This is a genomic window from uncultured Caballeronia sp. (assembly GCF_964243625.1).
GTDB lineage: Bacteria > Pseudomonadota > Gammaproteobacteria > Burkholderiales > Burkholderiaceae > Caballeronia.
In genome coordinates this window covers 1-11,853 of the sequence record NZ_CAXTGZ010000154.1, presented here as the reverse complement: position 1 = coordinate 11,853, position 11,853 = coordinate 1, and the positions used below count along the sequence as shown (strand labels likewise).

Here is an 11,853-nt window from a genome sequence, read left to right as displayed (position 1 = left end):
GACTGGCGCCATGCCGCTCTACCTCAAGAAACACTCGCGCGGCGAATACGTTTTCGACCACGCGTGGGCGGACGCCTTCGAGCGCAACGGCATTCCGTATTATCCGAAGGGCTTGTCGGCGGTGCCATTTTCGCCGGTGACCGGTCCCCGCCTGATCGCCGCCACGCACGATGAGCGCGTGATGCTGGCGCGCGGGGCGATCGAGTTGTCGAAGCAGTTGGAGTTGTCGTCGCTGCATGTGCTGTTTCCACAGGAACAGGATCTCGAAGCGTTGACCGAAGCGGGTTACATGCTGCGCGAAGGCGTGCAGTTTCACTGGGAAAATGCGCCGGGCGGCTATGAGAGCTTCGACGCGTTTCTCGCCACCATGAGCCACGACAAGCGCAAGAAGGTGAAGCAGGACCGCCGGCGCGTCACCGATGCAGGCGTGAGCTACACCTGGCTTCGCGGCGTCCAGATCGACGAAACCGCGCTCGATTTCTTCTACGCCTGCTACGAGAACACGTACCGCGAGCACTGGAATCCGCCGTATCTATCGCGTGAATTCTTCGGCCAGATCCACGCGGCCGCGCCCGAAAGCATGCTGCTCGTGATCGCCGAGGCCGACGGCAAGCGGCTCGCCTGTGCGCTGAACATGATCGGCGGCGACGTGATGTTCGGCCGATACTGGGGCACGAAAGAGTTCGTCTCGGGGTTGCATTTCGAGACGTGCTACATGCAGGGCATTGAGTATTGCATCGTGAACGGCCTGGCGCGGTTCGAGGGCGGCGCGCAGGGCGTGCACAAGATGTCGCGCGGCATGCTTCCCACGCCGACGTGGTCCGCGCACTGGGTGGCGGACCCGCGGTTCGCGCACGCAATCAGCGAGTTCCTCGACGAGGAGACCGCCGCGATGGACCAGCATATCCAGGAACTTGAAGCGCATACACCCTTCCGTAAAAAGGTTTAAGGATTTGCACGAAAGCTGGCCAAATGGCTAACGTCAGCGCCAATACCTGCCTGGAAATTGCAACTCGACTTATCATCATGTCGAAATGCTTTCGCTTTTACGGCGATAACCCTCAACCCGTCATGCGCCGGAACAGGACCCCCGAATGCGGGGCATCGTATGGACAAGCTCAAGATGAAAAATCGATTCTTCAATCTCTATAGCCACGATTTCGCGCGCGTGGCGGTGGGCGTCCCACGCTGCAAGGTCGCCGATCCTGCCTTCAACGCGGCTGAAACCATCGAACTGGCAAAGCAGGCGGCGGCAAACGGCGCCGTCCTTGTGGCGTTCCCCGAGCTCGGGATCTCGGCCTATACCTGCGACGACCTGTTCCACCAGCGCGCTTTGCTCGACGCTTGCGAAGAGGCGCTTGCAACGGTGGTGGCGGCATCGAAGAGCTTGTCCGTAGCAATGATCGTCGGCATGCCGTTGCGTGTGGAGCACACGCTTTTTAACTGCGCGATCGTGGTTGCGGGCGGCAAGATCCAGGGCGTCGTGCCGAAGAGTTATCTGCCGAACTACGGCGAATTTTACGAAGCGCGGCAGTTCAGCGCGGCGGAAAACGCATCGGTTGACCGGGTGAACCTGCTGGGATCGGACGTGCCGTTTGGTTCTTCGCTGCTGTTCGAAATCGCCGACATGCCGCTGTTCCGTTTCCACGTGGAGATCTGCGAGGACGTCTGGGTGCCGATTCCCCCGTCGTCGTTCGCGGCACTCGCGGGCGCCACCGTGCTGGTGAATCTGTCGGCATCGAACGTGGTGGTCGGCAAGGCGGGTTATCGGCATCAACTGGTTTCGCAGCAATCCGCCCGTTGCCTCTCGGCTTACCTCTACACATCGGCGGGACGGGGCGAGTCGACGACGGATCTTGCCTGGGACGGCCAGGCGATCATCTACGAAAACGGTGAACTGCTCGCCGAATCCGAGCGCTTCCTGGACACGTCGCACCTCGTTTTCGCCGATGTCGATCTCGAGCGTCTCTCGCGCGAACGCATGCGCCAGACCACGTTCGGCCAGTCGGTTCGCCGCCATGCCGACGAAGTTTCCGCATTCGAAACCATCCGCTTCGGCCTGGAACTGCCGCTGAACCGCGCGCTGCCGCTCGATCGCGCCGTGGAGCGTTTCCCGTACGTGCCGTCGGAAGCCAAGCGCCGCGACGAGCGCTGCAACGAGGTCTACAACATCCAGGTGCAGGCGCTCGTGCAGCGTTTGTCCGCGAGCGGTATTTCGAAGGTGGTGATCGGTATCTCGGGAGGGTTGGATTCAACGCACGCGCTGCTGGTTTGCGCGAAAGCAATGGACCGCCTGAAGCTGCCGCGCACGAACATTCTCGGCGTGACCATGCCGGGTTTTGCAACCAGCGACCGGACGCTATCCCAAGCGCGGCAACTGATGGAAGTGGTTGGCTGTTCGGCAAGCGAGATCGATATCCGGCCGAGCTGCGAGCAGATGCTGAAGGACCTCGGGCATCCATATTCATCGGGCAAGGAAGAGTACGACATCACTTTCGAAAACGTGCAGGCGGGCGAACGCACGAACCATCTGTTCCGGCTTGCGAACTTCAAGGGCGGCATTGTGATCGGCACGGGCGATCTGAGCGAACTCGCGCTTGGATGGTGCACCTACGGCGTGGGCGATCACATGTCCCACTACAACGTGAACGCCAGCGTCCCGAAAACGCTGATCACACATCTGGTCCGATGGGTTGCCGAGACGGGGCAAATCGGCAATTCGGGGTCGGACGTCCTGATCAACATCCTGAACACGGATATCAGTCCCGAACTCGTTCCAGGAAAAGCGAACGGTGAGCCCGAGCAAAAAACCGAAAGCGTGATCGGGCCGTACGAGTTGCAGGACTTCAACCTCTACTACACGCTGCGCTTCGGCTTTTCGCCGTCCAAGGTGGCGTTCCTCGAATACACGGCCTGGAAGGATCGCGATGCGGGCGAGTGGCCCGAAGGCGCGCACGTTGCGCGCAATCAGTACAACCTCGAAGACATCAAGCGCAATCTGGGCATCTTCCTGGACCGGTTCTTCAGGACCAGTCAGTTCAAGCGTTCGTGCATTCCGAATGCGCCGAAGGTGGGTACCGGCGGTTCACTGTCCCCTCGTGGCGACTGGCGTGCACCGAGCGACTCGGAATCCATCGTCTGGATGAACGATTTGAAGAACATTCCTGCGGAATGACCCGTTTGCACCAGATTTGCGCGTGAAATCCGACGAAATCGGTGAATTGCGGTGAGTTCTTCGAGTCGTTGGCGCGAGATGCTTGCGGTGAACCATGAAAACGCGGCTAGAATCAAAGCATCGATTTGAAATTCGTTATCTATCATTCGCACATCTCGCCACGCATGTGGCGTCATCATTTAAACGAGGCGCGCCATGAAGAGCATCACCGCAGTCATCAAGCCGTTCAAGCTGGACGAAGTCCGCGAGGCACTGGCAACGGCCGGTCTTACCGGCCTGACGGTTACCGAGGTCAAGGGGTTTGGACGTCAAAAGGGTCACACGGAGTTGTATCGCGGGGCGGAGTACGTCGTCGACTTTCTGCCGAAGGTAAAAATCGAAGTCGTCGTGGCGGACTCGCAGACGGATCAGGTTATCGATGCCATCATTGGGGCGGCTCGTACCGGCAAGATTGGCGACGGCAAGATTTTTGTGACCGACGTCCAGCGCGTGATCCGCATTCGTACCGGCGAGGAGGACGAAGCAGCCGTGTGAGCGGGCTTCGTTCAATGGCGGCCTGACACAGCTTCAGGCCGTCATATTCTTTGAAGTGCGGCCGGTCGACGGCCGCAATCGTCATTTATCGTTATCGGCCTCGTCCGATGGCGCATCCTGTTTTGTCCTCGTTCCGTACATTCCCGTCATCAATCTAAATATTCGTTGCGGTACTATCGGCATCCCTGTGTGCTATTTGTAAGGATTTGTGGATGCATCACGCGATCGGCTTCATACAAGATCTGGCGGTCATCATGGCGATTGCGGGCGTCGTCACCGTGTTGTTTCATCGCCTGAAGCAGCCAGTCGTGTTGGGATACATCGTGGCGGGCGTGATCATCGGACCGTACACGCCACCTTTTCAGCTTATCCACGACGAAGCCACCATCCAGACCCTCGGCGAACTCGGCGTGGTCTTCCTGATGTTTTCTCTCGGGCTCGAATTCAGCCTGAAGAAGCTCTTCAAGGTCGGGGCCACGGCGTTCGTGGCGGCCGCGTCCGAGATCTTGCTGATGATCTGGATCGGCTACGAAATCGGCCAATGGTTCGGCTGGAATACGATGGACTCGCTGTTCCTCGGCGCGATGCTCGCCATTTCGTCGACCACGATTATCGTCAAGGCGCTTTCGGAACTCGGCATGAAGGGCGAGCCGTTCGCGCAACTGATTTTCGGCATTCTGATCGTGGAGGACATTCTTGCGATCGCCATGCTCGTGCTGCTTTCTGGGATCGCGCAGACCGGATCGGTATCGGCGGGCGTGGCGTTCGTGACGCTCGGCAAGTTGCTGTTGTTCATGACGGTATCGATGGTGATCGGCATCCTGATCGTGCCGCGCGCGCTCGATTACGTCGCCAAGGCCAAGAGCGATGAAATGCTGCTCGTCACCGTGCTCGGCTTCTGTTTCGGCTTCTGTCTGCTCGTCGTGAAGCTGGACTACAGCATCGCGCTCGGGGCGTTCCTGATCGGCGCGATCATGGCCGAATCACGGAATCTGCAACGCATCGAACATCTGATCGCGCCGATTCGCGACATGTTCTCGGCCATCTTTTTTGTGACCATCGGGCTGTTGCTGAACCCGGGGGTGCTCGTCGATTACTGGTGGCCGATCACCGTCATCACCGTGGCGGTTGTGTTCGGCAAGATCGTGTCGTGCGGGCTCGGGACGTTCCTCGCCGGGCGCGACGGGCGTACATCGATGCGCGTCGGCATGAGCGTGGCGCAGATCGGTGAGTTCTCGTTCATCATCGCGTCGCTGGGGGTGTCGCTGAAAGTGACCAGCAGCTTCCTGTATCCGATCGCGGTCGCGGTTTCCGCGCTGACCACGTTGTTCACGCCATACCTGATCAAGGCCGCCGATCCCATCACGCGGCGCATCGCCCAATCCATGCCGGTTCCGGTCGCCAATACGTTCGGGCTGTATTCGCAATGGCTTGCAAGCCTTTCGCCCGATACCGCCGGCCCAACCCTCTTCAGCATGACACGACGAATCGTGCTGCAGATCGCGGTCAATCTGGCGCTGGTCGCCGCCATCTTTCTCGCCGCTTCGTACTCGGCGCCGGGCACCAAAGCGTTTCTCGCCCGCTGGCTCCCGACCAACGACGCGCAGCGCGTAGCCATCTGGAGCGTGGCGTTGCTGGTGTCGATGCCGTTTCTTGTCGCGGTTTATCGAAAGCTCGAGTCGCTTGCATTGATGCTCGCCGAAGTGAGCGTGCAGCCCGCGAAGGCCGGGCGCTTCACGAGCACGCTGCGCTCGGCCATTTCCGGGCTGATCCCGATTCTCGCGATGTTCGGCGTCTTTCTGCTGGTCACCGTGCTGTCGGGCGCGATTCTCCCGCCGTTCGGCCTGATGATTGCGGTGCTCGTTTGCGCGGCGCTGTTATTGACCGTGTTGTGGCGCTGGTGCGTGAAGATCCACGCAACCATGCAAATCGCACTGCGAGAAACTTTTGAAGAGCCTCGCGATCATTAATGAGCATGAATTGTTTCTTTCCTCTGGTAATGTGAGCAATTGTTTGATGGTTTGCCGCCCCCGGACCAGAGGCGGATAATTGAACTCTGACCATTCTCAAAGCGCATCGCGCCTCTATCGGAATGAGCGAAAACAAGACGTCAAACTCGGGCAAGCCCGAAAATACCGTGGGTTCTACGGGCTCCGGTCCGCATATCCCCAATCCCGATCCGGCCGTTCCGTCCGCGTCATCTCAAAAAAGCACTGAAGTTCCCGCCGCTGCCGAGCCTGGGCCTGATGCCAGCGCGGCGGAGCGGGCGTCGACGGATGCGCCATCGAGTGCGTCGACGGTCGAGCCCGTAGACGTAGCGAAGGCCCAGCGCGACGATGCCGCCGAAGCGCGCAAGTCGGCGGCGAGCGCCACTTTTGCACAGGAGAACGCCGCGAGGCCTGTGTCCGCTCACGCGCCGTCCACTGTAGATGCAGGCCTCGCGAAAGAGGTCGAGTCGGCGACTGAAGCGCACGCTAATCTCGCGGAAGAGGTTGAGATCGCGACTGAAGCGCAAGCCGCGGAAACCGTGGAGATCAACTCGGAGACCGTCCCGCCGCGAGCCAGCGCCTTGCCTCCGGAATTTACCGCCGCGCCTGACTTCGGCACGTTTCATCCGCCTCCCATACCGCCTGAAGCTCCGCCCGGCAAGCAAGCGCCGCCCGCGTACTTGCGGCAGAGCGATTCCGCATGGTCGGTGTTCGGCCGTGTGATGAAGGCGCGTGCCCGTCAGATCTTCGATCGCGCCGGACAGCGCATCACACAGCGGACGTTGAAGATCGGTGTATCGGCGCGGATCTTTCATCCCGAACCGGGTGCCAAAGGTCTGCGCGGCAAGACGCTGCAATACCTCGAAGAATCGATCGCGCATTGGGTGATGTCGCGCGATGTGCTCGTGTTCATGATTCCCACGGTCGGGCATCAGGGCATGCTGCATCCGAGCAATATTCGTTTGCGCGATTACGCGAAGCATCTTGACGGCCTGTTGCTTCAAGGCGGCGCGGATGTTTCGCCGCAGTCCTACGCGGAAGCGGCAACGCGCCACGAATGGCCGGGAGACCGTGTGCGCGATATGTACGAGCTCGAGTTGCTCCATGAGTTCATCGAATCGGGCAAGCCGGTGCTCGGCGTGTGCCGCGGTTGCCAACTCATCAATGTGGCGTTCGGCGGCACGCTGTATCAGGACATTGCCACCGATGTCCCGACCGCCGGCATCCATGTCAATGAGCAATACGACCAGCATCGGCATCCGATTCGTTTCCCCGATGGCTCGACGCTCGTCAACATGTTCCCGGGCCGCCGCGAAGCGCTCGTGAATTCGATCCACCATCAGGCAGTGAAGACGATTGGCCGCGACCTGAACATCGAGGCGGTATCGGCGGCGGATGGGATCATCGAGGCTGTGCGTTACCGGCGCGCGCCGTTCGTGATGGGCGTGCAATGGCATCCGGAGTTTCATCGCGCGGGTGGCGACGAGTTGCTGGACTGCACGCCGCTGCTGGATACGTTCCTGCGCGTGGCACGTGAGACGCGCTTCTGAATCGGCGTTGAACGAAATCAGGCCATAACGACAAGGGCCGCTTCAATATCAGTTGAAGCGGCCCTTGTCCTTCATGCGGCAACCAGAATTACTGCACGATCCCAGCTTCGTTTTGATCCTGGAGCTGCTGGACCTGTTGTTGCAGCGCCCGCAAACGGCGCTCGGCATTGGATTTGTCGTTCTGCAACGCCATTGATTCCGCCTGCATTTGCTGTTGCCGTTGCGACACTTCGCTTTCTTGCGCACGTGCAATGGAAAGGTCTGCCGTCAGCCGCTGCGCCCGATCGTTCGATACCGCGATCACCCGTTCCAACAGCGCCTTTTGCGCCTGCAATTGCGTGCGCTGGATCTCGCCCTCGGCGAGCGCGTAACTCTTCCTCGCGAACTGCGCGTAGACGGTTTCTGCGTGCATGTTGTCCTGCGACTTCACCACGCGCCAGAAATTCTTGTCCTGGAACAGCGCGACGTAATACACCATCTCTTGCGGATAGAAAAAGAGCGCCGCCCCGTAGCTGCCGTTATTCGTGACGCGCAACTCGGTGAGCTTCTTCGCCTGAACCATTTGCCGGAGTTCGGATACGTTCCCCGCCGCCTGGCCGCTCTCCGCGCCGTCGGTGCCGTCCTTGAAATCGTCCATCGAACCATAAGCGGGTACGGGACGGACGGGGTCAGCCAGACCCGTTGCCGAGAGCAGCGTGCCCACGGGCTGATAAGCATTGACCACGGTCGAGCCGAACCCGATGACAACAACAAACAACGCTTGCAGAAGGGCGGAGGTGGAGCAGGACTTCATAGTGCGAGGCTTCTAGATTGATTGAGGATCGACGCGAGGTGTGACGCGTTCAAAACGCGTCACACCTCGCCGCCAGGGAACCGTCTGGTTGATGCACGATCATTCGCGCGCGATTACTTCAGGAATTGCGATCCTGGTTCGGTGACACGGCGTTGGCTGATATCGGAACTCCAGTTCGATGAATCGCCTGAGCCCGAGCGTGGCGTGGCTACTGAACTTGCGCGCACCGTCTGGCGGGAGACGCCGCTGTTGTCGTCGAGGACGGCCGAATGCGCGAGCATGTTGTACATCTCGGTCACGCTGAGCGAAGAACCCGACGAAGCCGTGCGCATGTCGTCGCGCGACTGAGCGCGGCGACCTGGCGAGGCCAGCGGCGCATCGAACCCGCTGCTGCGATATACGGGCGTGCCCTGGTATTCGTGACCGTGGCGCCGCTGCACGACTTCGTAGCTGCGCGCCTCGCGGATAACCGCAGCTGAACGCTTGTTCTTGCCGTGGCTCTTCGCGCGGCCGCGCTCGGATGCTTGCGCAACCACCAGCGGTTTTGTCTTCGCAACGACTTGCGGTTTCGTTACCCGTGCCGACGTGTCGCCGGCGCTGGCCGTTCCGCTGTTGCTGGCGACTGAAGCGGTGTTGGGCGACGGTTTGGCTGTTGTGGTCGAAGCGGTCGTGGCCGGCGGTGCTGAAGGTGTCTGCAACGCAGTGAGAGCCGCAGCGGCGACAGCCGAAGGCTTGGAGGAACCTTCAGCCGGATGAGAGCCGGACGTTGCAGTAGACACGGTAGCTGAGCTGGAAGGCGGCACAGAAGAAACTGCAGACGGTTCAGCAGCAACGACCTCAGATGATGCATCAGCCGCGGGCGTTGCATTCGACGCAACCATGGCCGCTTGTTCCGGCTTTTGATGGCCGATTCGCGTGCCAAACAGCGCCCAGGCGATAAACGCAGCGCAAGCCAGCGCAATCGCACCGCCGGCAACCTGTTTGCGACGATCGTTTGCAGGTGGCGTCTTGACCACGCGATCGTCGGGTGCGGTGAATGGCTCGAACGCAAACGATGCTGGTTCCGGGGCGGCCGGTGCGATATCAACAGGCGCGGCGGCGAAGCTCGTTTGCTCCGTCTGCAGCATTTCATCATTGCGTCTGAACTTGCCCCAGAGACTTGCCGGCGTGTATGGAAAACGCTCGTTGCGAAGCGATATCGGACTGACATAAGCCGTGAGAAATCGCGCCGCGTAAAACGGAATTTCATATTCGGTCAATGCTGGACGCGCGCTCTTCAGCGTCCACTCTTCGCCATAGACGGCGTTGGGCATACCGGCGAGCGGGTACAGGGTTGGCAGAAGCAGATCGCCTTGTACAACGACCAGAGGAGCATTCATTTTTTTCTCATATCCGAAAGCGGGCGTCAGGACTGCTCAGCGAAACAACACGCGGGGCAGCCGTGTGGACATCGCCCGGATGTTGCTGCGAAGGTGACAGATATTTCACCTTGCCGGACCGCCACAGAACAGCCCTCGATCATACCCAGCGCCTGCTTTGGCGTCGCTCAGAACCTTCTTAGTTCCATTGTTGGAAGGCGCTCGGAGGAAAGAAAGATCGCTGAATGATACGGACGCAACGTACATTTCAACGGGCCACGCCAATGCACGCAGGACGTGTTGCGCTACATCCTGCAAGAGGCGTTGAACGAGATTACGCCAGCGATTCCATGAAGGCAAAGCAAACCCGGAGACCTCAGCCGATCGGCCGGGTATAGCGCAGCGCGATGATAGGTATGCCGCCCATCGTGTCATCTTCACGTCCCGCCAAACGCCATCCACGCGATTCATAAAACCCGATTGCCGCAACATTCGGCTCGAGCACATAGAGGTGCAAGTTCTTCGCGCCGTGACCTGCCGCCCATTGCGCGGCTTGCTCGAGCATTGCGGTGCCGAGTCCCGTGCCTTTGGCTTGCGGCATGGCGTGCAGGTTGTCAACGAGCGCGCTGCCAGTTTCATCGGGTGCCATCACGCATACGAACCCGGCCGGCTCCTCGCCGATGTACGCGATGAACACTTCGCCCGCGCCATTGGCAAGTTCGTCGAAGCGCGTGCTCCAGTGCGCGGCGCGATCCCCCGTCAGTTCGTCATCGAGATACGTGTCCGGCAGGATCCCTCGATACGCAGTTGCCCAACTCCTTGCATGCATGTCGGCTATAAGCGCCGCATCCTTTAATGTCGCCAGTTGCAAAACGAATCCGGTCGATGGTTGCGAGTTTGTAGGCTTATTTATAGACATATGAAAGCTAAAGTTAAGCTGTTTTAGCAGCAATTGCGCGAAGTTCGAATGAGCGTGTTTCGCGTTCGCGTTGTAAGATTGGCGACGCGGACAATTAGCGAAATAACGATGTTAAATATCGAGGGTTAACCCTTGTGTAGTTATTTTTGGTCGTTTGCGCCGTGCCGAGGAATTTTTTGCCGGTCTTCAACCGGCGAAGCTTACACATGCATCCGGCGTTTTGCCACCACGCAGCTCGCAAACGAGTGCATCGGTTTCCAGCGTTTCACGCCGCGTCGAGCCACACACCGTCCAAGCAATCCGGCCGGCGTTTTTAGTCAAAGTCTTTGAGATAGACATGTCCACCCCTTCACATGCAACGCCCGTGAACGAGTCGAAAGCGAAGTCGGTATTTCGCGTCGTCAGCGGCAACTTCCTTGAAATGTACGACTTCATGGTCTATGGCTATTACGCCTCGTCCATTGCGAAGACGTACTTTCCGAGCGGCAACGAATTCGCGTCGCTGATGCTCGCGCTGTCGGTGTTCGGCGCCGGCTTCCTGATGCGGCCGATCGGCGCTATCGTGCTCGGCGCGTATATCGATCACCACGGCCGGCGGAAGGGCTTGATTCTTACGCTGACCATGATGGCGATCGGCACGCTGCTGGTCGCGGTGATCCCGGGATACGCGACCATCGGGGTGCTGGCCCCGATCATCGTGCTGGCTGGCCGCTTGCTGCAGGGCTTTTCGGCCGGCGTGGAGCTTGGCGGCGTGTCCGTGTATCTGTCCGAGATCGCGACCAAGGGCAACAAGGGTTTCTATTGCTCCTGGCAGTCGGGTAGCCAGCAAGTGGCGGTGGTGTTTGCCGCGCTGATCGGCGTGGTCATGAGCCAGGTCTTGCCGCCCGACCAGATGACCGCCTGGGGTTGGCGCGTGCCGTTCATCATCGGCTGCCTGATCGTGCCGTTCCTGTTCATCATCCGCCGTTCGCTGCAGGAAACGGAGGAGTTCCTCGCGCGCAAACATCGTCCGTCGATGAGCGAGATCATGAGGTCCATGGCGTCGAACTGGGGCATCGTGCTGGCCGGCATGGGCATGGTGATCATGACGACCGTGTCGTTCTACATGATCACGGCGTACACGCCGACGTTCGGCAAGGAAGTGCTGAAGCTTTCTTCCATCGATACATTGGTGGTGACGGTGTTCGTCGGTTTGTCGAATCTCGTCTGGCTGCCGCTTTCGGGCGCAGTGTCGGACCGTGTCGGACGTCGCCCGGTGCTGTTGTTCTTCACGATCCTGACCATTCTCATGTCGTATCCGGCCGTTCAATGGCTTGTCGCCGATCCATCGTTCCTGCGTCTGCTCGGCGTCGAGTTGTGGCTATCGTTCCTGTACGGAAGCTATAACGGCGCTATGGTCGTGGCGCTCACCGAAGTCATGCCGGTCGAAGTCCGGACCACGGGTTTTTCGCTCGCGTATAGCTTGGCGACGACCATCGGCGGGTTCACGCCGGCGATCTCCACGTACTTGATTCACGTAACCGGCAACAAGGCGGC

At 59.8% G+C, this 11,853-nt stretch carries 9 protein-coding genes; 6 read left to right on the top strand and 3 right to left on the bottom strand.

Annotated elements, in window-relative coordinates:
- The 5 genes from ACFFAR_RS12960 to ACFFAR_RS12940 form a co-directional block, all read left to right on the top strand.
- On the top strand, window positions 1–949 hold a 949-nt coding region (locus ACFFAR_RS12960), incomplete at its 5' end, for a GNAT family N-acetyltransferase (RefSeq protein WP_375507971.1).
- 174 nt (window positions 950–1,123) lie between these two features.
- On the top strand, window positions 1,124–3,175 hold the full coding sequence (locus ACFFAR_RS12955; RefSeq protein ID WP_075358882.1) for an NAD(+) synthase: 2,052 nt from the start codon (window positions 1,124–1,126) through the stop codon (window positions 3,173–3,175).
- 195 nt (window positions 3,176–3,370) lie between these two features.
- A complete protein-coding gene (gene glnK, locus ACFFAR_RS12950) occupies window positions 3,371–3,709 on the top strand; it encodes a P-II family nitrogen regulator (protein WP_062000047.1) in 339 nt (112 codons plus the stop codon).
- 212 nt (window positions 3,710–3,921) lie between these two features.
- Window positions 3,922–5,679: a cation:proton antiporter gene (locus tag ACFFAR_RS12945; protein ID WP_375507970.1), complete on the top strand. Its 1,758-nt coding sequence runs from the start codon at window positions 3,922–3,924 to the stop codon at window positions 5,677–5,679.
- 122 nt (window positions 5,680–5,801) lie between these two features.
- Complete coding sequence (locus ACFFAR_RS12940) at window positions 5,802–7,247, top strand: type 1 glutamine amidotransferase (RefSeq protein WP_062000045.1); 1,446 nt, start codon at window positions 5,802–5,804, stop codon at window positions 7,245–7,247.
- An 88-nt stretch (window positions 7,248–7,335) separates the two neighbouring features.
- Here the strand turns inward: ACFFAR_RS12940 and ACFFAR_RS12935 are convergent, their stop codons facing one another.
- From ACFFAR_RS12935 to ACFFAR_RS12925, 3 genes are all read right to left on the bottom strand, one after another.
- Window positions 7,336–8,040: a DUF2968 domain-containing protein gene (locus tag ACFFAR_RS12935; protein ID WP_375507969.1), complete on the bottom strand. Its 705-nt coding sequence runs from the start codon at window positions 8,038–8,040 to the stop codon at window positions 7,336–7,338.
- Between the two features lie 113 nt (window positions 8,041–8,153).
- A complete protein-coding gene (locus tag ACFFAR_RS12930) occupies window positions 8,154–9,419 on the bottom strand; it encodes a hypothetical protein (protein WP_375507968.1) in 1,266 nt (421 codons plus the stop codon).
- A 355-nt stretch (window positions 9,420–9,774) separates the two neighbouring features.
- A complete protein-coding gene (locus ACFFAR_RS12925) occupies window positions 9,775–10,227 on the bottom strand; it encodes a GNAT family N-acetyltransferase (RefSeq protein WP_375507967.1) in 453 nt (150 codons plus the stop codon).
- 427 nt (window positions 10,228–10,654) lie between these two features.
- Here ACFFAR_RS12925 and ACFFAR_RS12920 point away from each other — a divergent pair.
- A partial coding sequence (locus ACFFAR_RS12920) for an MFS transporter (RefSeq protein ID WP_375507966.1) occupies window positions 10,655–11,853 on the top strand: 1,199 nt, incomplete at its 3' end.

What these genes read in the sequence shown, in the direction of transcription:
- ACFFAR_RS12955 (WP_075358882.1), top strand. Translation starts at nt 1,124, where the DNA reads ATGAAAAATCGATTCTTCAATCTCTATAGCCACGATTTCGCGCGCGTG.
- ACFFAR_RS12930 (WP_375507968.1), bottom strand. Translation starts at nt 9,419, where the DNA reads ATGAATGCTCCTCTGGTCGTTGTACAAGGCGATCTGCTTCTGCCAACC.
- ACFFAR_RS12935 (WP_375507969.1), bottom strand. Translation starts at nt 8,040, where the DNA reads ATGAAGTCCTGCTCCACCTCCGCCCTTCTGCAAGCGTTGTTTGTTGTT.
- ACFFAR_RS12940 (WP_062000045.1), top strand. Translation starts at nt 5,802, where the DNA reads ATGAGCGAAAACAAGACGTCAAACTCGGGCAAGCCCGAAAATACCGTG.
- ACFFAR_RS12925 (WP_375507967.1), bottom strand. Translation starts at nt 10,227, where the DNA reads ATGCATGCAAGGAGTTGGGCAACTGCGTATCGAGGGATCCTGCCGGAC.
- ACFFAR_RS12945 (WP_375507970.1), top strand. Translation starts at nt 3,922, where the DNA reads ATGCATCACGCGATCGGCTTCATACAAGATCTGGCGGTCATCATGGCG.
- glnK (WP_062000047.1), top strand. Translation starts at nt 3,371, where the DNA reads ATGAAGAGCATCACCGCAGTCATCAAGCCGTTCAAGCTGGACGAAGTC.